The following is a 21,143-nucleotide window of genomic DNA, read 5'->3' on the forward strand; positions in this document are numbered from 1 at the left end:
TGCCCGGCCGTTTTGCATTCTTGCGCTTTTTGCGTTCTGCCTTGGGTGGTGCTCAGCCGCGCGCCTGCACCAGCCGCTGCGCCATTTCCGCGAACCCTTCGCCGCCCGCCGCCGCGGTGATATAAGCCGGCGGCACAGGCAGCTGCGGCAGGATATCCCGCACATTGGCCACCCCCACCGACAGCGGAAAATGCGCGAACATGCTGGCATCGTTGGCTGAATCACCGATAAACAGCCATTCATCCCGGCGTGCATCCAGGTCTTCCCCCAGCAGTTCCGCCACGCACAGCTTGCTCATCGACAGCTTGTCATGCTGTCCGAACCAGCCGTTGACATGGATGGAACTGACCGTGGCGGTCATGCCTGCCTCGCGCATCAAAGCGGCGATACGGGCCACCGCTTCCTGCGGTAATGGTGGCACGTCTTCGGCATGGTCGATCGCCAGGTCGGCGGCGTGCCAGGCTTGGTCCGACGCCAGCGCGCTGCCCGGCACCTCGAGCAGGATGCGCTGGCCAAGCGCATGGATGCCCTCGAGGTTGCGCGCCCGGGTGGGCGCATCATCCAGGAAGCGGGTATGCAGCCGGCCATTGCGCAGGTGCGAATAGAAGGCACCGTTCTCGCCGATGATCGCGTCCACCGGCCACAGGCGGGTCAGGATCTCGGCCCACGCAATGCAGCGCCCCGTCACCGGGATAACGTGCAGTCCAGCCTGGCGCAGCCCGTCGAGCGCCAGATAGGTGGAGGCGGGCAGCCTCCCATCCGTAGTCAGCGTGCCGTCGATATCGGTCAGCACGCCGCGCACGCGCTGCAGCGCGGAATTAGAGAGCTTGTTCAGGGATTGCATGGCGGGCCATTGTAATCGGCATCCTGCCGCCTTCGTCGCTTATATCGCTTATTGCGCTGCAAAACGGCCGGGATCCGTGAAGTTGCTGATTTGCTTGCCCGGGTGCGACCGGCGTAACATGCCGCTGTCACAAAAAAATCACATGCTGTCGGATTTTCCCTACCGCACAGAAACAGACAGACCAAGGAGAGCATCGATGTCCGTATCCCGTACCGCGCTCAAACTTGCCGTGCTGGCCGCCCTGACCGGGGCCGGCAGCGCGCAGGCTGCCGTTGAAATCCAGTGGTGGCACGCCATGCAAGGCGCCCTGAACGACAAGGTGAACGAGATCGCCAACAAGTTCAACGCGAGCCAGACCGAATACAAGGTGGTGCCGGTCAACAAGGGCAACTACGACGAAACCATGGCGGCCGGCATCGCCGCCTTCCGTGCCGGCGGCGCGCCGGCCATCCTGCAGGTATTCGAAGTCGGCACCGCCACCATGATGAGCGCGAAGGGCGCGATCAAGCCGGTGTCGACGGTAATGAAGGATGCCGGCGAGAAATTTGACCAAAAAGCCTACATCCCGGCCGTGGCGGGCTACTACACCTCGTCCAAGGGCGAGATGCTGTCGTTCCCGTTCAACAGCTCGACCACGGTCTTTTACTACAACAAGGACGCCTTCAAGAAGGCCGGCCTGGACCCGGAGAAGCCGCCCAAGACCTGGCCGGAGGTGATGCAGTACTCGGCCAAGCTGAAGGCATCGGGCACCAACTGCGCGTACACCACCGACTGGCAGGGCTGGGTCCACCTGGAAAGCTTCTCGGCCTGGCACAACACGCTCTATGCCACCAAGAACAACGGCTTCGGCGGCACCGACACGCGCCTGGTCTTCAACAGCCCGCTGCACGTCAAGCACATCACCAACCTGCAAGACATGGTGAAGAAGGGCTACTTCAGCTATGGCGGCCGCAAGGCGGAATCGCAGGCCAAGTTCTATAACGGCGAGTGCGCGATGTTCACCGGCTCGTCGGCCTCGCTGGCCAATATTCGCAAGAACGCCAAGTTCGCGTTCGCGGTGGCCCAGCTGCCGTACTATTCGGACGTGCAGGGCGCGCCGCAGAACACCATCATCGGCGGCGCCTCGCTGTGGGTGATGGGCGGCAAGAAGCCGGACGAGTACAAGGGCGTGGCCAAGTTCTTCAACTTCCTGTCGCGCCCAGAAATCCAGTCCGACTGGCACCAGGCTACCGGCTACCTGCCGGTGACGATGGCCGCCTACGAGATGACCAAGAAGTCCGGCTACTACGACAAGAACCCGGGTGCCGATGTGTCGGTGCAGCAGATGGTGGTCAAGACCACCGACAAGTCGCGCGGCGTGCGGCTCGGCAACATGGTGCAGATCCGTACCGTGGTGGACGAGGAACTGGAAGCCGTCTGGGCTGGCAAGAAGGAGCCCAAGGCGGCGCTGGACTCGGCCGTGGCCCGTGGCAACGACCTGCTGGAGCGCTTCCAGAAGACCGCGCGCGAATAAGCGCGGCCTGAAAGCAAGCTGACAAGAAAGGGCGGGCGGCGGCGAAACCTCCGCCCGCTTGCATTGTGGCCGGCCACACCGGGCCAGCCGCAGCGCCGTACCTAGAACGATGCCGCAACCCGCGGCATCCGCCGGAATCCGTTCATGGAAAAACGCGTCGTTTTCCGCTCGCCATGGCTGCCGTATCTGCTGGTCTTGCCGCAGATCGCGATCACGCTGATCTTCTTTTTCCTGCCCGCGGGGCAGGCGCTGTACCAGTCGATGCTGCAGCAGGATGCCTTCGGCATTAACCTGGAGTTCGTCGGCCTCGACAACTTCCGCATGCTGTGGAACGACCCGCTGTATGTGGAGTCGTTCCAGACCACCGCGATCTTCGCCATCGGCGTCACCGTGGTGGGCCTGACCACCGCGCTCGCGCTGGCCTATTTTGCCGACCGCGTGATCCGCGCCGCGGTCGGCTACAAGACCTTGCTGATCTGGCCGTACGCGGTCGCGCCGGCGGTGGCGGGCGTGCTGTGGATGTTCATGTTCAACCCGACGCTGGGCGTGGTCTCTTACGCGCTGCGCAAGATGGGCGTGGAATGGAACTTCCTGCTCAACGGCAACCAGGCGCTGCTGCTGGTGGTGCTGGCCGCGGCATGGAAGCAGATCAGCTACAACTTCCTGTTCTTCCTGGCCGGGCTGCAAAGCATCCCGCGCTCGCTGATCGAAGCCGCGGCCATCGACGGCGCCGGGCCGTGGCGCCGCTTCTGGTCGATCATCTTCCCGCTGCTGTCGCCGACCACCTTCTTCCTGATGGTGATCAACGTGGTCTATGCGTTCTTCGATACCTTCGCGATCATCGACGCAGTCACGCACGGCGGCCCGTTCAACTCGACCAACACGCTGGTGTACAAGGTCTTCCATGACGGCTTCCGCGGCATGGATATCGGTGGTTCGGCCGCGCAGTCGGTGGTGCTGATGGTGATCGTGATCGCGCTGACCGTGGTGCAGTTCCGCTACGTGGAACGCAAGGTCCAGTACTGACGGAGGCAGCCATGGTAGAACGACGTCCTTTCCTTGATTTCCTGATCCACGCGGTGCTGGTCCTCGGCATCGTGGTGGTGGTGTTCCCGGTGTACCTGACCTTCGTCGCGTCGACGCTGACCGCGGAAGAAGTGCTGGACGCACCGATGACGCTGATCCCAGGCAGCCACCTGATCGAGAACTATCGCACCGTGCTGTTTCAGGGTGTGGGCGAGGCGGCTTCGCCGGTCTCGACCATGATGAAGAACAGCCTGATCATGGCGCTGGGCATCGCGCTGGGCAAGATCGCGATCTCGATCATATCGGCCTTTGCCATCGTCTATTTCAAGTTCCCGCTGCGCAAGACCTTCTTCTGGCTGATCTTCATCACGCTGATGCTGCCGGTCGAGGTGCGGATCCTGCCGACCTACAAGGTCGTGTCGGATCTCGGTCTGCTTGACAGCTACTTCGGCCTGACCATTCCGATCATCGCGTCGGCGACGGCGACCTTCCTGTTCCGCCAGTTCTTCTTGACCATTCCCGATGAGCTGGCGGAAGCCGCGCGCATCGATGGCGCCGGGCCGCTGCGCTTTTTCTGGGACGTGGTGCTGCCGCTGTCGCGTACCAGCATCGCCGCGCTGTTCGTGATCCAGTTCATCTATGGCTGGAACCAGTACCTGTGGCCGCTGCTGATCACCACGCAGAAGTCGATGACGCCGGTGGTGGTGGGCGTCACGCAGATGATCTCGCGCTCGGGCGATGCCGCCACCGACTGGAACCTGGTGATGGCCACGGTGATGCTGGCCATGATCCCGCCGGCGGTGGTGGTGGTGCTGATGCAGAAGTGGTTCGTCAAGGGCCTGGTCGAAACCGAAAAATAAGCGGAACAACAAGCGTGGCGCGCCACCCGCGCGCGCGCAGGACAACAGCAATGGCAAAACTGTCGCTTCGCAACGTTCAGAAAACCTACGCCGGCGGTACCCAGGTGGTGCACGGCATCGACATGGAAATCGCCGACGGCGAGTTCATCGTCATCGTCGGCCCGTCGGGCTGCGGCAAGTCAACGCTGCTGCGCATGGTGGCGGGGCTGGAAACCGTCACCGGCGGCGAGATCCATATCGGCGACAAGGTCGTCAACAACCTGGAGCCGGCCGAGCGCGACATCGCCATGGTGTTCCAGAACTACGCGCTCTACCCGCACATGAGCGTGTACGACAACATGGCCTACGGCCTGAAGATCCGCGGCATGGCCAAGGCCGAGATCCGGCAGCGCGTGGAGCATGCCGCCGGCATCCTGGAGCTGTCGCCGCTGCTGGACCGCAAGCCGCGCCAGCTGTCGGGCGGACAGCGCCAGCGCGTGGCCATGGGCCGTGCCATCGTGCGCGAGCCGGCGGTGTTCCTGTTCGACGAGCCGCTGTCCAACCTCGACGCCAAGCTGCGCGTGCAGATGCGGCTGGAACTGAAGGAGCTGCATCGCCGCCTCGGCACCACCAGCCTGTATGTGACACATGACCAGGTCGAGGCGATGACGCTGGCGGACCGCATGATGGTGCTCAACGCCGGCCGGGTGGAGCAGATCGGCACGCCGCTGCAAGTCTATTCAAAACCGGCCAGCACCTTCGTGGCGGGCTTTATCGGTTCGCCGCCGATGAACCTGATCCCGGTGGTGCGCAACGGCGCCGGCAATGGTGGCGCGCAGATGCGGGTGGTGGCGAAGGAGGGCGGCGACAGCGCCAGCGCCACGCTCGGCCACCTGCCGATGGGGCTGCACTTGCCCGAACAGGCGTTGCTTGGGCTGCGGCCGGAACATATCGAGCCGTGCGCCGCGCACGAGGCCATCGCCGAAGTCGATGTGCGCGTGGTGGAGGCGCTCGGCGCCGACTCGTTCGCGTACGGCTCGCTCGGTGGCCAGCCGGTGGTGGTGCGGCTGGAGAGCCATGCCAGGGTGAGCGCCGGCGACCGCTTGCCGGTGACCTCGTCGCCCGACCACTTGCATTTCTTCGCGCCGGACACCGGCAAGCGCATCGAGGCCTGACATGGCAGCCATTGCAGACACCCAGGCATGGCCGTACCCACGCCATATCGCGCACCGCGGCGCGGGCAAGCTGGCGCCCGAGAACACGCTCGCCGCCTTCCGCCACGGTGCCGGCTTCGGGTACCGGATGTTCGAGTTCGACGTCAAGCTGTCCGCCGACGGCAAGCCGGTGCTGATGCACGACGCGACGCTCGACCGCACCACCAGCGGCAAGGGCAGGGTCGATGCGCTGACGCTGGGCGAGCTGGCGCTGCTCGATGCCGGCAGCTGGCACAGCCCGGCCTGGGCCGGCGAGCCGGTGCCGACGCTGGCAGCCATCGCCCGCTATACGCAAGCCAACGGCTTCCTGGTCAATATCGAGATCAAGCCGGTGCCTGGCACCGAAGCGCGCACCGGGGCGGCGGTCGCGCTCGATGCCGCGGCGCTGTGGGCCGGCGCCGCGGCGGGGCCGCTGCTGTCGTCGTTCTCGGAAGAGGCGCTGGCCGCGGCAGCACGCGTGGCGCCCGACCTGCCGCGGGCGCTCCTGCTCGACAAGCTGCCGGGGGACTGGCTCGAGCGGCTGCGCCGGCTCGGATGCGTGGCACTCGATGCGAATTACCGCGAGCTGGACGAGGGCGTCATTGCGGCCGCGCATGCGGCCGGGTACCGCGTCCTCAGCTATACCGTGAACGACCCCGCAAAGGCCGCGCAATTGCTGGACTGGGGGCTGGATGGGCTGATCACCGACGCCGTGGACAAGATAGCGCCGGGCTCTTGATTGTTGTGTGGCTGTTGCTAAAACATCCACGGCGATGCGAATTGTCGTGCGAACAGGTTTCGCATCGCGAAAAGTACACATTGCTTAAAAGCAAACGTGCTATGCTTACCGCCGTGAAGACTTAGGTCCTTCCCCGCACAACTTGCCCTTTCGGGCCTTGTGAGGAAGTCGGCACATGCGGCACCCCAGTGGTGCCGTTTGCGTAGGCGCCTCAGTTGGGCTCCCAAGAGTTGTTTGCAATCCGCTAACCGGTCAAGCCGTGTCGCGGAAGGTTGAATAACCCGCTGAACTCCGGCATTCCCGGAGAATAGTGAGCGTCCCATGATGCAGCAGTACCAGAGCAATTCGTACCTCTTCGGCGGTAACGCCCCGTATGTCGAAGAACTGTACGAAGCCTACCTCCAGAATCCCGCCTCGGTTCCCGACAACTGGCGTTCGTACTTCGACGCCATGCAGAACGTTCCCGCCGTTGACGGCTCGAACGGCCGGGATGTCGCCCACGCTCCCATCGTTGCCTCGTTCGCCGAGCGCGCCAAGCAAGGCCCCATCAGGACCATCGTTGCCTCGGCCGATTCCGACATGGGCCGCAAGCGCGTCGCTGCCACCCAGCTGATCGCCGCCTACCGCAACATTGGCTCGCACTGGGCCGACCTGGACCCGCTCAAGCGCCAGGAGCGCCCGCCCCTGCCGGATCTGGACCCCGCGTTCTACGGTTTTTCCGAAGCTGACCTCGACATCGTCTTCAATGCCAGCAATACGTACTTTGGCAAGGAGTCGATGAGCCTGCGCGAGCTGCTGAACAACCTGCGCGAAACCTACTGCGGCACCATTGGCGCCGAATTCATGTATGTGAGCGACCAGGCGCAGAAGCGCTGGTGGCAGGAGCGCCTGGAAACCACGCGCTCCAAGCCGGTCTTCACGCTGGAGAAGAAGAAGCACATCCTCGACCGCCTGACCGCGGCCGAAGGCCTGGAGCGCTTCCTCCACACCAAGTACGTCGGCCAGAAGCGCTTCTCGCTGGAAGGAGGCGAGAGCTTTATCGCCGCGATGGACGAACTGATCCAGCACGCCGGCACCAAGGGTGTGCAGGAAATCGTGATCGGCATGGCCCACCGCGGCCGCCTGAACGTGCTGGTCAACACCCTGGGCAAGATGCCCGCCGACCTGTTCGCCGAATTCGAAGGCAAGCACGTCGACGACCTGCCGGCCGGTGACGTCAAGTACCACAAGGGCTTCTCGAGCGATGTCTCGACCGAGGGCGGCCCGGTCCACCTGTCGCTGGCGTTCAACCCGTCGCACCTGGAAATCGTCAACCCGGTGGTCGAAGGCTCGGCCAAGGCCCGCCAGGAACGCCGCGGCGAAGTCGGCCACAAGGAAGTGCTGCCGGTGCAGGTGCATGGCGACGCCGCCTTTGCCGGCCAGGGCGTGGTCATGGAGACGCTGAACCTCGCGCAGACCCGCGGCTACGGCACGGGCGGCACGATGCACATCGTCATCAACAACCAGATCGGCTTCACCACCTCCGACCCGCGCGACGCCCGCTCGACGCTGTACTGCACGGACGTGGTCAAGATGATCGAGGCCCCGGTGCTGCACGTGAACGGCGACGATCCCGAAGCCGTGGTGTACGCCATGCAGCTGGCCGTTGATTTCCGCATGGAATTCAACAAGGACGTCGTGGTCGACATCATCTGCTTCCGCAAGCTGGGCCACAACGAGCAGGACACCCCGGCGGTCACGCAGCCGCTGATGTACAAGAAGATCAGCCAGCACCCGGGCACGCGCAAGGTGTACGCCGAAAAGCTGGCCGCGCAGAAGCTGGTCCCGGCCGAGTTCGGCGACGAGAAGGTCAAGGAATACCGCGCCGCGATGGACGCCGGCAAGCACACCGCCGACCCGGTCCTGTCGAACTTCAAGAACAAGTTCGCCGTGGACTGGATGCCGTTCCTGAACCGCAAGTGGACCGATGCCGCCGACACCGCGGTGCCGGTGACCGAACTGAAGCGCCTGGCTGAACGCATCACCACCACGCCTGAAACGCTGAAGCTGCACCCGCTGGTCGAGAAGGTTGTCAAGGACCGCGCCAACATGGGCCGTGGCGACCAGCCGCTGGACTGGGGCATGGGCGAGCACCTGGCCTTCGCCTCGCTGGTGTCGTCGGGCTACCCCGTGCGCATCACCGGCCAGGACGCCGGCCGCGGCACCTTCACCCACCGCCACGCCGTGCTGCACGACCAGGCGCGCGAGCGCTGGGATGCCGGCTCGTATGTGCCGCTGCAGAACGTGTCGGAAAACCAGGCACCGTTCACGGTGATCGACTCGGTGCTGTCCGAGGAAGCCGTGCTCGGCTTCGAATACGGCTACTCGGCCGCCGAACCGAACGCGCTGGTGATCTGGGAAGCCCAGTTCGGCGACTTCGTCAACGGCGCCCAGGTGGTGATCGACCAGTTCATCTCGTCGGGTGAAGTCAAGTGGGGCCGCGCCTCCGGCCTGACCCTGATGCTGCCGCACGGCTACGAAGGCCAGGGTCCGGAGCACAGCTCGGCCCGTATCGAGCGTTTCCTGCAGCTCTGCGCGGACCACAACATGCAGGTCTGCCAGCCGACCACGCCGGCCCAGATCTTCCACCTGCTGCGCCGCCAGATGATCCGCCTGTTCCGCAAGCCGCTGGTGATCATGACGCCGAAGTCGCTGCTGCGTAACAAGGACGCCGTGTCGCCGCTGTCGGACCTGGCCAAGGGCCACTTCGAGACCGTGATCGGCGAGCAGGAAGAACTGAACGCCGGCAAGGTGAAGCGCGTCATCATGTGCTCGGGCAAGGTCTACTACGACCTGGTCAATACGCGCAAGGAACGCGAGGCCAACGACACCGCGGTCATCCGCCTGGAGCAGCTGTACCCGTTCCCGCACAAGGCCATCGCAGCGGAGCTGAAGAAGTATCCGAACGCCACCGAGATCGTGTGGTGCCAGGACGAACCGCAGAACCAGGGCGCCTGGTTCTTCGTGCAGCACTACATCATGGAAAACATGACGGATGGCCAGAAGCTCGGTTATGCCGGTCGTCCCGCCTCGGCTTCGCCGGCGGTGGGCTACTACGCAAAGCACAACGAGCAACAGAAGGCGCTGCTGGAGGCTGCCTTCGCCAAGCTCAAGGGCTTTGTTCTGACCAAGTAATCAGTGGCAGCCACGGCGACGCGCGCAGGTGCGCCGTGGCTTGCCAATATAAAGACAACACGCATAACACGAGGAATTCACAACCATGGCTATTGTTGACGTCAAGGTTCCGCAGCTGTCCGAATCGGTCGCCGAAGCGACCATGCTCAACTGGAAGAAGAAGCCGGGCGAAGCCGTTGCCCAGGACGAGATCCTGATCGAGATCGAAACCGACAAGGTGGTGCTGGAAGTGCCGGCCCCGTCGGCTGGCGTGCTGTCGATCATCGTCAAGAACGACGGCGACACCGTCGTCGCCGATGAAATCATCGCCAAGATCGACACCGAAGCCACCGCTGGCGCCGCTGCCCCCGCAGCCGCTGCCCCGGCTCCGGCTGCCGCCGTTCCGGCACCGGCCGCTGCCGCCGCTCCGGCCGCCGCCGGCGCCGTGGCGATGCCGTCGGCTGCCAAGCTGATGGCTGAAGCCGGCCTGTCGGCTGGCCAGGTTGCCGGCACCGGCAAGGACGGCCGCATCACCAAGGGCGACGCGATTGCCGCCGCCGCTGCTCCGGCCGCCAAGGCCGCCCCGGCCCCGGCCGCGGCCAAGCCGGCGCTGCAGCAGGTTTCCGCACCGGTCGACTTCGCCGCGCTGGGTGACCGTCCGGAAGAGCGCGTGCCGATGAGCCGCCTGCGCGCCCGTATCGCCGAGCGCCTGCTGCAATCGCAACAGACCAACGCCATCCTCACCACCTTCAATGAAGTCAACATGAAGCCGGTGATGGACCTGCGCAACAAGTACAAGGACCGCTTCGAGAAGGAACACGGCGTGAAGCTGGGCTTCATGTCGTTCTTCGTCAAGGCCGCGGTCCACGCACTGAAGAAGTTCCCGCTGATCAACGCCTCGATCGACGGCAACGACATCGTCTACCACGGCTACTTCGACATCGGTATCGCGGTGGGCTCGCCGCGCGGCCTGGTGGTGCCCATCCTGCGCAATGCCGACCAGATGAGCCTGGCCGACATCGAGAAGAAGATCGCCGAGTTCGGCGTCAAGGCCCGTGACGGCAAGCTGTCGCTGGACGAGCTGAGCGGCGGTACCTTCTCGATCTCCAACGGTGGCGTGTTCGGCTCGATGCTGTCGACCCCGATCATCAACCCGCCGCAATCGGCCATCCTGGGCGTGCACGCCACCAAGGATCGCCCGGTGGTGGAAGACGGCCAGATCGTGATCCGCCCGATGAACTACCTGGCCATGTCCTACGACCACCGCATCATCGACGGCCGTGAAGCCGTGCTGGGCCTGGTCGCCATGAAGGACGCGCTGGAAGATCCGGCCCGCCTGCTGCTGGACCTGTAATCGACGGTCCCCCGCGCGCGTTGGTTGGTGCCGACGCGCGCGGCGCGCATCTCCAGATTTGACCGCGCGCCGGCACACGCTGCCGGTGCCACAAAGGAATTCCCATGAGCAAACAATTCGACGTGCTGGTGATCGGCGCCGGCCCGGGTGGCTATATCGCCGCGATCCGCGCCGGCCAGCTCGGCCTGAACGTGGCCTGCTGCGAAGGCAACGCCTACGACGATCCCAAGAACGAACCGCGCCTGGGCGGCACCTGCCTGAACGTGGGCTGCATCCCGTCCAAGGCACTGCTGGCTTCCTCGGAAGAGTTCGAGAACGCCCAGCACCACCTGGCCGACCACGGTATCACCGTGGGCGACGTCAAGGTCGACGTGTCCAAGATGCTCAAGCGCAAGGACGATATCGTCGGCAAGATGACCAAGGGCATCGAGTTCCTGTTCCGCAAGAACAAGGTGACGCTGCTCAAGGGCTACGGCAAGTTCGTCGGCAAGACCGCCGAGGGCTTCCAGGTCGAGATCGCCGGTGAAGTCGTGACCGCCAAGCAGGTCATCATCGCCACCGGTTCGAAGGCTCGCCACCTGCCGGGCATCGCCGTCGACAACGACCTGGTCAGCGATAACGAGGGCGCGCTCAAGTTCCCCGCAGTGCCGAAGAAGCTGGGCGTGATCGGCGCCGGCGTGATCGGCCTGGAACTGGGCTCGGTGTGGCGCCGCCTGGGTGCCGACGTGACCGTGCTGGAAGCGCTGCCTGCTTTCCTGGGCGCTGCCGACGAAGGCGTGGCCAAGGAAGCCCAGAAGCAGCTGACCAAGCAGGGCCTGAAGTTCAGCCTCGGCGTGAACGTGAACGAAGTGACGACCGGCAAGAACGGCGTTACCGTCAAGTACACGGACAAGGACGGCGCCGCCCAGACCCTGGAAGTCGATCGCCTGATCGTGTCGGTCGGCCGCGTGCCCAACACCGACAACCTGGGCCTGGATGCTGTCGGCCTGGCCGTCGACCAGCGCGGTTTCATCGAGGTGGACGACCACTGCGCCACCAAGGTGCCGGGCCTGTGGGCCATCGGCGACGTGGTGCGCGGCCCGATGCTGGCGCACAAGGCCGAGGACGAAGGCGTGGCCGTGGCCGAGCGCATCGCCGGCCAGAAGCCGCACATCGACTACAACTGCGTGCCGTGGGTGATCTACACCTTCCCGGAAATCGCATGGGTCGGCAAGACCGAAGCCCAGCTCAAGGCCGAAGGCCGCGAGTTCAAGGCTGGCCAGTTCCCGTTCATGGCCAACGGCCGTGCGCTGGGCATGGGCCATCCGGACGGCTTCGTCAAGATGCTGGCCGATGCCAAGACCGACGAGATCCTGGGCGTGCATATCGTTGCCGCCAACGCGTCGGACCTGATCGCGGAAGCCGTGGTGGCGATGGAGTTCAAGGCCGCCAGCGAAGATATCGGGCGCGTCTGCCACCCGCACCCGTCGATGTCGGAAGTCATGCGCGAAGCCGCGCTGGCTGTCGACAAGCGTCAGCTCAATATGTAAGGCGCATGCCTCGCATTGTTTGAGTACCGGCGCGCCGCACCAGCGGCGCGCCGTTTTCACTTGCGGCGCGCGCCGCGTGAGCCCCCAAGCATGAACGTCACTGAGTACTACGAGAAGGAACTGAAGGAGCGCGGCTACACGTCCGACGAGGCGCAATTGCGTGCCGTGGCGCGGCTGCAGCAGTGCTACGACGAATGGGTGGCCTACAAGAGCCGCCGCAACAACGCACTGAAGAAGCTGCTGGTCCGGCCCGACGTGCCCAAGGGCGTCTACATGTGGGGTGGAGTGGGGCGCGGCAAGTCCTTCCTGATGGACAGCTTCTATACCTGCGTGCCGGTGGTGCGCAAGACGCGGCTGCACTTCCATGAATTCATGCGCGAGGTCCACCGCCAGCTGGAAGAGCTGCGCGGCCGCCCCGATCCGCTGGACGAGCTCGCCAGGCGCATTGCGCGCCGGTTCCGGCTGATCTGCTTCGACGAGTTCCACGTCAGCGACGTCGCCGACGCGATGATCCTGCATCGCCTGCTGCAGCAGTTGTTCGACAACGGTGTGCAGTTCGTGATGACTTCGAATTACCGGCCCGACCTGCTTTACACGGACGGCCTGCACCGCGACCGTGTGCTGCCCGCCATCGCGCTGATCCAGCAGAAGATGGACGTGCTCAACGTCGATGCCGGCATCGATTACCGCAAGCGCGCGCTGGAACAGGTGCAGGCTTACCACACGCCGCTCGACGCCAGGGCGAACTCGGCGCTGCGCGATGCCTTCACGTCGATTGCCGGCGTGGCCGACGAATCGCCGCTGCTGCATATCGAGCACCGCGAACTGCGCGCGCTGCGCAAGGCCAATGGCGTGGTGTGGTTCGACTTCGCCACGCTGTGCGGCGGGCCGCGCTCGCAGAACGACTACCTGGAACTGGCTTCGCAATTCCATACCGTGATCCTGTCCGACGTGCCGCGCATGACGCCGCGCATGTCGTCGGAAGCACGGCGCTTTACCTGGCTGATCGACGTCTTCTACGACCACAAGGTCAAGTTGCTGATGTCGGCAGAAGTGCCGGCGGACGAACTTTACACAGAAGGCCAGATGGCCAACGAGTTCCACCGGACCGTGTCTCGCATTATCGAGATGCAGTCGCGCGAGTACCTGGAATCCGAGCGCCGCACCATGGATACGTCGCTCACCTGAGGGTTGCCGAGTGTTGTATTTTGGCCCGGCGCGACGATAGCCGGGCCGCATTGACCTAAATCAAGGTCGATGCCGTGACCGCCCTATACCCTGCAGGGGGTAGAAAAAGGTCCCCATGTCGTCCCCAGCCACCATCCCTTCCGCCAGCGTGCTGGCCTTGCATGCAGCGTCCGCGGCGCCTGCCGTCAACGCTGGCGCAGCCACTGCCGGGGCGCAACTCGCATGCTTCCACTGCGGCCTGCCGGTCGCGCAGGCGGAACCACTTGCAGCCGAACTGGACGGCGCACGCAGGGTCTTCTGCTGTGGCGGCTGCCAGGCGCTGGCGCAGACGCTCCATGCGGCTGGCTTTGCCCATCTCTATGGGGATGAAGCCCGCTTTGCCCGCCCGATCGACGATGCGGCGCGGCGCGAAGCCGAACCAATCTGGGCCGCCTACGACACCCCTGAATTACGCAACCAGTTCGTGCGTCCGCTCGACAATGGCCGCGCCGAGATCACGCTGGCGCCGGAGAACATCCGTTGCGCCGCGTGCGCCTGGCTGATCGAGCAGCACCTGACGCGCCAGCCCGGCGTGGAGTCCGCGGTTGCCAATGTCGCCACTCGGCGCGTGGTGGTGCGCTGGCGCGAGGGCACGCAGTCCGTGGCCGGATTGCTGGCCGCGCTCGCCGGCATTGGCTACATGGCGTGGCCGTTCGAGGTCTCGCGCACCGACCAGCAGGACCGCCGCGCGCGCCGCGGCCTGCTGATGCGGATGGCCGTGGCCATGCTCGGCATGATGCAGGTGATGATGTATGCATGGCCGATCTATACCCACGAGGCCACCATCGACCCCGGCCAGCTGCAGCTGATGCGCTGGGCCAGCTTTGCGCTGACGTTGCCGGTGGTCTTCTATTCCGCATCGCCGATCTTTGCCGGCGCCTGGCGCAGCCTGCGTCAGCGCCATCTGGGCATGGACGTGCCGGTTGCCATCGGCGTCGGCGCGGGGTTTATCGCCAGCGCGCTGGCCACTGTGCGCGGCATCGGCGAGGTCTATTTCGATTCGGTGACGATGTTTGTTGCCTTCCTGCTGCTGGCGCGCTACCTGGAACTGCGCGTGCGCCAGGCATCGCGCAGCGGCGCCGAGATGCTGGCGCGCCAGCTGCCCGCCACCTGCGAGCGGCTTGCCGGAATAGGGGCCACGGGTGAACGCATCCCGGTGGCACGTTTGCGCCAGGGCGACCTGATCCGCGTGAAGGCGGGCGAGATCGTACCCGCCGACGGCACCGTCGTCGCCGGCGCCAGCGAACTGGATGAGTCCATGCTGACGGGCGAAAGCCGGCCGGTGCGCCGCAGTGCCGGTGAAACGGTGCTCGCCGGCTGCTTCAACACCGCCAGCCCGCTGGAGCTGCGTGTGTTGTGCGTGGGCGCCGGCACGCGCCTGGCTGAGATCGTGGCGGTGCTCGACCGCGCGCTGGCGGAAAAGCCCCGCCTGGCCACGCTGGCCGACCGTGTCGCCGGCTGGTTCGTGACGACGCTACTGGTGCTTGCGGCGCTGACCGGGCTGGTATGGGGGCTGTGGATCGATCCATCACGCGCTCTGCTGGTGACGATCGCGGTGCTGGTGGTCAGCTGCCCCTGCGCGCTGTCGCTGGCCACGCCGGCCGCGCTGGCCGCCGCGGGCGCCGCATTGTCGCGGCGCGGCGTGCTGCTGACGCGCGGCCATGCGCTGGAGACGCTGGCGCGCGTGACCGATGTGGTGCTGGACAAGACCGGCACGCTGACCGAAGGACGCTTTGCCGTGGCCGCGGTGCAGCCGCTGGCCGATCTTGGCGAGGCGCAATGCCTTGCACTAGCCGCGGCGATGGAGCGCGGCGGCGAGCACCCCATCGCGCGCGCGCTGCTCGCGGCAGTGCCTGATGGTGGTGGCCATGCCAGCACGGTCACCGGCATCCGCAACGTGCCCGGACAGGGCCTGGAAGCCACGGTCGACGGGCGCCGCCTGCGGCTCGGTCAGCTAGATTTTGTACGTGGCCTCGTTACCGGTGGCACTCCCATGCCAGATCCGGCGGTAGCGGACCCGGCCCATCCCGGCGCCACGGTCGTGTGGCTGGCGGCGCAGGGCGGCGTGCTCGCCAGCTTCGTGCTGGCCGATGTCGAGCGCGCGCAGACGTCGGCGCTGCTGGCGCGGCTCGGTGAGCTGGGCGTGAGCTGCCACCTCGTCTCGGGCGATAACTCCGCGGCCGTGCACTGGTGGGCAAAGCGCTTCGGCATCGGCCATGTCGCCGGCGCAGTGACGCCCGAGGGCAAGCGCGACTACGTCGCGCGGCTGCAGCACGGCGGGGCGGTGGTGCTGGCCGTGGGCGACGGCATCAACGACGCGCCGGTGCTGGCGCAGGCGCAAGTTTCGATCGCGATCGGCAGCGGCGCGCCGCTGGCGCAGGCCGGCGCCGACGCCGTGCTCACGCACGGCGGCATCGACGAGATTGCGACAGCGCTGGCGGTGTCGCGCAAGGCGCGGCGCGTGGTGAGGCAGAACCTGGGCTGGTCATTCTTCTACAACGTGGTGGCGATCCCGCTTGCGGCGACCGGGCTGGTGACGGCATGGATGGCCGGTATCGGCATGTCGCTGTCGTCGCTGCTGGTGGTGGCCAACGCCTGGCGCTTGCTGCGCGCCGGCCGCAAGAGAGTCTAGGAGCCGCATGGAAACGCTTTACCTGCTCGTGCCGATGAGCCTGGTGCTGGTCGTCGTGATCGCCGCCGCGTTGTGGTGGGCATTGCATGCGGGCCAGTACGATGACCTCGACCGGCCCGGGGAATCGATCCTGCTGGACAACGACAAGCCCTGATGCGCCCAGGTCTTGGCATGCCGTCGGCCTCGGACCGGGGCCTCGCCGCGAGGTTCATTACCCGTCCTCGGCGACTTGATAAAGATCAACACACCGGTGGCGGGGTTTTTCTAAAGTCACAACGTCAGTAGGTTTTTTCTTTTTTCTAAGCTTTGGGGGTCTGAATGGATGTCACTGCCGCGTCTTCACGCGTCGACACCTTCAATTACGGCGTCGTAAGACAGTTCGCTGTCATGACGGTAGTCTGGGGGATCGTCGGCATGGCCGTCGGCGTGCTGCTGGCAGCACAGCTGATCTGGCCTGAACTCAACTTCAACACGCCCTGGCTGTCGTTCGGCCGCCTGCGGCCGCTGCATACCAATGCGGTGATCTTTGCGTTCGGCGGCAGCGCGCTTTTCGCGACTTCGTACTACGTGGTCCAGCGCACCTGCCAGGCCCGCCTGTTCTGCGGCCCGCTCGCGGCGTTCACGTTCTGGGGCTGGCAACTGGTCATCATTGCCGCGGCAATCACGCTGCCGCTGGGCATCACCTCCTCGAAGGAATACGCCGAGCTGGAATGGCCGATCGACCTGCTGATCACGGCGGTCTGGGTGGCTTATGCGATCGTGTTCTTCGGCACCATCGTCAAGCGCAAGACGCGGCATATCTACGTCGCCAACTGGTTCTTCGGTGCCTACATCCTGACCATCGCGCTGCTGCACATCGTCAACAACATCGAGATGCCGGTGTCGCTGTGGAAGTCCTACTCGGCCTATGCCGGCGTGCAGGACGCGATGATTCAGTGGTGGTATGGCCATAACGCGGTTGGCTTCTTCCTGACCACCAGCTTCCTCGGGATGATGTACTACTTCATTCCCAAGCAGGCCGAGCGCCCGATCTTTTCCTACCGCCTGTCCATCGTCCATTTCTGGGCGTTGAACTTCACCTACATGTGGGCCGGCCCGCACCACCTGCAGTACACAGCGCTGCCGGACTGGGCGCAGTCGCTGGGCATGGTGTTCTCGCTGATCCTGCTGGCGCCTTCCTGGGGCGGCATGATCAACGGCATCATGACCCTGTCGGGCGCCTGGCACAAGCTGCGCACCGACCCGATCCTGAAGTTCCTGGTAGTGGCGCTGTCGTTCTACGGTATGTCCACGTTCGAAGGCTCGATGATGTCGATCAAGACCGTCAACGCGCTGTCGCACTACACGGACTGGACCATCGGCCACGTACACTCCGGCGCTCTGGGCTGGGTCGCAATGATCTCGATCGGGTCGCTGTACTACCTGATCCCGCGGCTGTTCGGCGAAAAACAGATGTACAGCGTGCGCCTGATCGAATGGCATTTCTGGATCGCGACCATCGGCGTGGTGCTGTATATCGCCTCGATGTGGATTGCCGGCGTGATGGAAGGTCTGATGTGGCGCGCCACGCAACCTGATGGCACGCTGACCTATGCCTTCGTCGAAGCGGTCAAGGCCAAGTACCCCTTCTACCTGATCCGTCTGCTGGGTGGCATCTGCTTCCTGTCCGGCATGCTGCTGATGGCCTACAACGTCGCCAAGACCATCGTCGGCAAGCGTGCCGTGGATGCGCCGATCCCGGCCAGCATCCCCGCCTCCGCACACTGATCATTCCAGGATAGAAAGATGTCGGAAAAACAAAGATTCTTTTCCCACGAAACGCTGGAGAAGAACATCGGCTGGCTGATCATCTGCACGATCCTCGTGGTCAGCATCGCGGGTCTGGTGCAGATCGTGCCGCTGTTCTTCCAGCATTCCACGACCAAGCCGGATCCGGGCATCACGCCGTATTCGCCGCTGCGGCTGATGGGCCGGGATGTCTACATCCGCGAAGGCTGCGTCGGCTGCCACTCGCAGCAGGTGCGTACGCTGCAGGCCGAAACCGAGCGTTACGGCCACTTCTCGACCGCGGGCGAGTCCGTCTACGACCACCCGTTCCTGTGGGGCTCGAAGCGTACCGGTCCCGACCTGGCACGCGTTGGCGGACGTTACTCGGACGACTGGCAGCGCATCCACCTGCGCAATCCGCGCGATGTGGTGCCCGAGTCGGTCATGCCTTCCTACCCATGGCTGGAGAAGGCAACGCTGCCGACCGACGATATCCAGGCCCGCATGCGGGCGCTGGTGAAGCTGGGCGTGCCGTACACCGAGGTCGATATCGCCAAGGCGCCGGAGGAGCTCAAGGGCAAGACCGAGGAAGACGCGCTGGTGGCCTACCTGCAGGGCCTGGGCACCAACCGCCGCAATGTCCGCGTGGATACCGCTGCAGCGGCTACGCCGGCGGCGCCCGCAGCGGAAGCGGCTGCACCGGCGAAGGAGTAAGCCATGGCCATGATCACCGCCATTGCGACCGTCGTGTCGATGGTCGTCTTCCTTGGCATCTGCTGGTGGGCCTGGTCGGCCGGCCGGCAGGCCGCCAACCGTGAATCCGCCATGCTGCCGTTCGCGCTGCCTGACGAAACCACGACAACATCGAGCCGGAACACCTAGCCATGAGCGATTTCTTTTCCGATTTCTGGGGTTACTACATTGCCGCGATCGCGCTCGTCGGCATCGTCTGGTGCGTATGGCTGCTGTTCTCGCAACGCAAGATCACCAAGACCGCCAGCGCGGGCGACGACACCGGCCATGTCTGGGACGACGACCTGCGCGAACTGAACAATCCGCTGCCACGCTGGTGGATGTGGATGTTCCTGCTGGCCTGCATCTTCGGCCTGGTCTACCTGGTGTTGTATCCGGGCCTGGGCAAGTACGCAGGCGTGCTGAAGTTCTCCACGCAGGGCGAACTTGCGGCGCATCGTGCCGCGCAGGAGAAGATGCAGAACGAGATCTATGCCAAGTACCTGAAGATGGATGTCAAGCAGGTGGCCGGGGATCCGCAGGCCCGCGAAATTGGCCAGCGGCTGTTCCTGAACTACTGCGCGCAATGCCATGGTTCTGACGCACGCGGCAGCCGCGGCTTCCCCAACCTGACCGACGGCGACTGGCTGTATGGCGGCGAACCCGAAACCATCCGGCAGACCATTACCAAGGGCCGCAATGGCGTGATGCCGCCGTTTGCATCCACCGTTGACGGCAAGCTGGCAGGCGATGTGGCGCAGTATGTCCGTTCGCTGTCGGGATTGTCTTCGGATCCCATCCGCGCCTCGCGTGGCGAAAGCACCTTCAAGTCGACCTGCGCGGCTTGCCACGGTGCCGGCGGCAAGGGCAACCAGGCACTGGGCGCTCCGAACCTCTCCGATAACGTGTGGCTGTATGGCAGTTCGGAAGGCAGCATTGTCGACGCCATCCTGAAGGGGCATAACAACCATATGCCGGCACATGAAGAGATCCTGACGCCAGAGCGGATCCGCATGCTGACGGCCTATGTCTGGGGTCTGTCCAATACCGGCGGGGGTGCCGGCCAATGACAGGCGACTCATCTGAGCGGGCGCGGGCCGCCCGCGGGAGAAACCATCCATGAACGCACCCGGGACCGAAGAAGTGGCCCGGGCGGCCGACCGTCAGCCGTCGGCCGCTGCGCCTGCCGAGACCTCGGATGAAACGCTGTACGAGGTCCGGCGCAAGATCTATCCGCGCTCGGTCACGGGCGCTTTTTCCAGCTGGCGCGTCTGGCTGGTCCTCTTCACGCAGCTGATTTACTACGGCACGCCCTGGCTCCAGTGGAACGGACGCCAGGCCGTGCTGTTCGACCTTGGCGAGCGCAAGTTCTATATCTTCGGGCTGGTGCTGTGGCCGCAGGACGTCATCTATCTCGCCGTCCTGCTGGTCATCTCGGCGTTGGCGCTGTTCCTGTTCACGGCGATCGCCGGTCGGCTGTTCTGCGGCTATGCCTGTCCTCAGACGGTCTACACCGAGATCTTCATGTGGATCGAGCGGCGGATCGAAGGCGACCGCATCGCGCGCATCCGGCTGGACGGCGATCCCTGGAGCCTGCGCAAGCTGCGCATCAAGGCCACGAAGCATTTCCTGTGGATAGTGATCGCGTTGTGGACAGGCTTCACCTTCATCGGCTACTTCGCGCCGATCCGTGAGCTGGGCGGCGAGCTGGCGAGCCTGTCGCTGGGCCCGTGGCAGACCTTCTGGATGCTGTTCTATGCGTTTGCCACCTGGGGCAACGCGGGTTTCATGCGCGAGCAGGTATGCAAATACATGTGCCCGTATGCGCGTTTCCAGAGCGTGATGGTCGACCGCGACACTTACGTCGTGACCTACGACATCGGCCGGGGCGAGCCGCGCGGCAGCCGTTCGCGCAAGACCGACCATCACCAGGCGGGCCTGGGCGATTGCGTCAACTGCAGCATCTGCGTGCAGGTATGCCCGACCGGCATCGACATCCGCGATGGCCTGCAGTATGAATGCATAGGCTGCGGCGCGTGCATCGACGCCTGCAACCAGGTGATGGACAAGATGTCCTATCCGCGCGGCCTGATCCGGTACACATCGGAGAATGCCATGCGCAAGGCGCTGTCGGCGGCTGCGTCGCGCAAGCGCTTGCTGCGTCCGCGTGTCATCATCTATTCCGTGATCTGGGTCGCGCTGCTTGCAGGCTTCGTGGCTTCGATCGCGCTGCGCACGCCGCTGAAGGTGGACATCATCCGCGACCGTGGCGCACTGGGCCGGGAGGTCGAAGGCCGCTGGATCGAGAACGTCTATCGCCTGCAACTGATCAACACGACCGAAGGGCCGATGCACATCAGTGTGCGAGCCGACAGTGACGAGCTGAAGAACCTGACGGTCGAATACGACAAGCAGGCCGAATCGCTGGCGCCGACGTCGAACCGGCTGTTGCCGATCCGCATACGCGTGCCGATCGATGACGCGGCGCAAGGCACGCACAAGATCAGCGTGACGGTGACCAGTGAAGGAACTGAGCGGGGCAACGCCGAAATCCGGCAAAGCACCAGCTTTATCGTGCCGCGCGGCCTGTGACGG

At 64.8% G+C, this 21,143-nt stretch carries 17 protein-coding genes; 16 read left to right on the top strand and 1 reads right to left on the bottom strand.

All coding sequences use genetic code 11. The annotated features are described in order from the left end of the window. Nucleotides 1-52 precede the first annotated feature (52 nt). Nucleotides 53-844 carry an HAD-IIB family hydrolase gene (locus K309_RS0109325; protein ID WP_029046176.1) on the bottom strand — a complete coding sequence of 264 codons (792 nt, stop codon included), beginning with the start codon at nucleotides 842-844 and terminating at the stop codon, nucleotides 53-55. Nucleotides 845-1,040: 196 nt separating this feature from the next. On the opposite strand from K309_RS0109325, the gene ugpB reads away from it, so the two are divergent. The 16 genes from ugpB (at nucleotide 1,041) to ccoG (ending at nucleotide 21,140) form a co-directional block, all read left to right on the top strand. Beyond that, nucleotides 1,041-2,357, top strand: a complete 1,317-nt coding sequence (gene ugpB / locus K309_RS0109330; RefSeq protein ID WP_029046177.1) for a sn-glycerol-3-phosphate ABC transporter substrate-binding protein UgpB — start codon at nucleotides 1,041-1,043, stop codon at nucleotides 2,355-2,357. A 144-nt stretch (nucleotides 2,358-2,501) separates the two neighbouring features. Further along, a complete protein-coding gene (gene ugpA, locus K309_RS0109335; RefSeq protein WP_029046178.1) occupies nucleotides 2,502-3,383 on the top strand; it encodes a sn-glycerol-3-phosphate ABC transporter permease UgpA in 882 nt (293 codons plus the stop codon). Between the two features lie 11 nt (nucleotides 3,384-3,394). Then, nucleotides 3,395-4,243, top strand: coding sequence for a sn-glycerol-3-phosphate ABC transporter permease UgpE (gene ugpE / locus K309_RS0109340; protein ID WP_029046179.1), 849 nt, complete (start codon nucleotides 3,395-3,397; stop codon nucleotides 4,241-4,243). A 50-nt stretch (nucleotides 4,244-4,293) separates the two neighbouring features. Continuing rightward, entirely contained in the window at nucleotides 4,294-5,397 is a 1,104-nt protein-coding gene (locus tag K309_RS0109345) for a sn-glycerol-3-phosphate import ATP-binding protein UgpC (RefSeq protein WP_029046180.1), read from the top strand. 1 nt (nucleotide 5,398) lies between these two features. Next, nucleotides 5,399-6,154, top strand: a complete 756-nt coding sequence (gene ugpQ / locus K309_RS0109350) for a glycerophosphodiester phosphodiesterase (protein ID WP_029046181.1) — start codon at nucleotides 5,399-5,401, stop codon at nucleotides 6,152-6,154. Between the two features lie 321 nt (nucleotides 6,155-6,475). After that, on the top strand, nucleotides 6,476-9,328 hold the full coding sequence (locus tag K309_RS0109355; protein ID WP_029046182.1) for a 2-oxoglutarate dehydrogenase E1 component: 2,853 nt from the start codon (nucleotides 6,476-6,478) through the stop codon (nucleotides 9,326-9,328). 85 nt (nucleotides 9,329-9,413) lie between these two features. Next, nucleotides 9,414-10,661 carry a 2-oxoglutarate dehydrogenase complex dihydrolipoyllysine-residue succinyltransferase gene (gene odhB, locus K309_RS0109360; RefSeq protein WP_029046183.1) on the top strand — a complete coding sequence of 416 codons (1,248 nt, stop codon included), beginning with the start codon at nucleotides 9,414-9,416 and terminating at the stop codon, nucleotides 10,659-10,661. 104 nt (nucleotides 10,662-10,765) lie between these two features. After that, nucleotides 10,766-12,190, top strand: a complete 1,425-nt coding sequence (gene lpdA, locus K309_RS0109365) for a dihydrolipoyl dehydrogenase (RefSeq protein WP_029046184.1) — start codon at nucleotides 10,766-10,768, stop codon at nucleotides 12,188-12,190. 90 nt (nucleotides 12,191-12,280) lie between these two features. Beyond that, a complete protein-coding gene (gene zapE / locus K309_RS0109370; protein WP_029046185.1) occupies nucleotides 12,281-13,378 on the top strand; it encodes a cell division protein ZapE in 1,098 nt (365 codons plus the stop codon). Nucleotides 13,379-13,493: 115 nt separating this feature from the next. Further along, nucleotides 13,494-16,049 (top strand): heavy metal translocating P-type ATPase, encoded by a 2,556-nt coding sequence (locus K309_RS0109375; protein WP_029046186.1) that lies wholly within the window; start codon nucleotides 13,494-13,496, stop codon nucleotides 16,047-16,049. Between the two features lie 7 nt (nucleotides 16,050-16,056). After that, a complete protein-coding gene (gene ccoS, locus K309_RS0109380) occupies nucleotides 16,057-16,203 on the top strand; it encodes a cbb3-type cytochrome oxidase assembly protein CcoS (RefSeq protein ID WP_029046187.1) in 147 nt (48 codons plus the stop codon). Nucleotides 16,204-16,367: 164 nt separating this feature from the next. Next, nucleotides 16,368-17,816 (top strand): cytochrome-c oxidase, cbb3-type subunit I, encoded by a 1,449-nt coding sequence (ccoN, locus tag K309_RS0109385; protein ID WP_029046188.1) that lies wholly within the window; start codon nucleotides 16,368-16,370, stop codon nucleotides 17,814-17,816. Between the two features lie 18 nt (nucleotides 17,817-17,834). Further along, on the top strand, nucleotides 17,835-18,530 hold the full coding sequence (gene ccoO / locus K309_RS0109390) for a cytochrome-c oxidase, cbb3-type subunit II (protein ID WP_029046189.1): 696 nt from the start codon (nucleotides 17,835-17,837) through the stop codon (nucleotides 18,528-18,530). Between the two features lie 3 nt (nucleotides 18,531-18,533). After that, entirely contained in the window at nucleotides 18,534-18,698 is a 165-nt protein-coding gene (locus K309_RS0109395; protein WP_010809472.1) for a cbb3-type cytochrome oxidase subunit 3, read from the top strand. A gap of 2 nt (nucleotides 18,699-18,700) precedes the next feature. After that, nucleotides 18,701-19,618, top strand: a complete 918-nt coding sequence (gene ccoP, locus K309_RS0109400; protein WP_029046190.1) for a cytochrome-c oxidase, cbb3-type subunit III — start codon at nucleotides 18,701-18,703, stop codon at nucleotides 19,616-19,618. Between the two features lie 49 nt (nucleotides 19,619-19,667). Next, nucleotides 19,668-21,140, top strand: coding sequence for a cytochrome c oxidase accessory protein CcoG (gene ccoG / locus K309_RS0109405; RefSeq protein WP_029046191.1), 1,473 nt, complete (start codon nucleotides 19,668-19,670; stop codon nucleotides 21,138-21,140). Nucleotides 21,141-21,143 lie beyond the last annotated feature (3 nt).

Origin of the sequence: Cupriavidus phytohabitans, from assembly GCF_000426345.1 — a bacterium.
In the GTDB taxonomy this organism is placed as follows: domain Bacteria; phylum Pseudomonadota; class Gammaproteobacteria; order Burkholderiales; family Burkholderiaceae; genus Cupriavidus.

Coding starts and splice junctions, on each gene's coding strand:
- K309_RS0109325 (WP_029046176.1), bottom strand. CDS start 844: ATGCAATCCCTGAACAAGCTCTCTAATTCCGCGCTGCAGCGCGTGCGC.
- ugpB (WP_029046177.1), top strand. CDS start 1,041: ATGTCCGTATCCCGTACCGCGCTCAAACTTGCCGTGCTGGCCGCCCTG.
- ugpA (WP_029046178.1), top strand. CDS start 2,502: ATGGAAAAACGCGTCGTTTTCCGCTCGCCATGGCTGCCGTATCTGCTG.
- ugpE (WP_029046179.1), top strand. CDS start 3,395: ATGGTAGAACGACGTCCTTTCCTTGATTTCCTGATCCACGCGGTGCTG.
- K309_RS0109345 (WP_029046180.1), top strand. CDS start 4,294: ATGGCAAAACTGTCGCTTCGCAACGTTCAGAAAACCTACGCCGGCGGT.
- ugpQ (WP_029046181.1), top strand. CDS start 5,399: ATGGCAGCCATTGCAGACACCCAGGCATGGCCGTACCCACGCCATATC.
- K309_RS0109355 (WP_029046182.1), top strand. CDS start 6,476: ATGATGCAGCAGTACCAGAGCAATTCGTACCTCTTCGGCGGTAACGCC.
- odhB (WP_029046183.1), top strand. CDS start 9,414: ATGGCTATTGTTGACGTCAAGGTTCCGCAGCTGTCCGAATCGGTCGCC.
- lpdA (WP_029046184.1), top strand. CDS start 10,766: ATGAGCAAACAATTCGACGTGCTGGTGATCGGCGCCGGCCCGGGTGGC.
- zapE (WP_029046185.1), top strand. CDS start 12,281: ATGAACGTCACTGAGTACTACGAGAAGGAACTGAAGGAGCGCGGCTAC.
- K309_RS0109375 (WP_029046186.1), top strand. CDS start 13,494: ATGTCGTCCCCAGCCACCATCCCTTCCGCCAGCGTGCTGGCCTTGCAT.
- ccoS (WP_029046187.1), top strand. CDS start 16,057: ATGGAAACGCTTTACCTGCTCGTGCCGATGAGCCTGGTGCTGGTCGTC.
- ccoN (WP_029046188.1), top strand. CDS start 16,368: ATGGATGTCACTGCCGCGTCTTCACGCGTCGACACCTTCAATTACGGC.
- ccoO (WP_029046189.1), top strand. CDS start 17,835: ATGTCGGAAAAACAAAGATTCTTTTCCCACGAAACGCTGGAGAAGAAC.
- K309_RS0109395 (WP_010809472.1), top strand. CDS start 18,534: ATGGCCATGATCACCGCCATTGCGACCGTCGTGTCGATGGTCGTCTTC.
- ccoP (WP_029046190.1), top strand. CDS start 18,701: ATGAGCGATTTCTTTTCCGATTTCTGGGGTTACTACATTGCCGCGATC.
- ccoG (WP_029046191.1), top strand. CDS start 19,668: ATGAACGCACCCGGGACCGAAGAAGTGGCCCGGGCGGCCGACCGTCAG.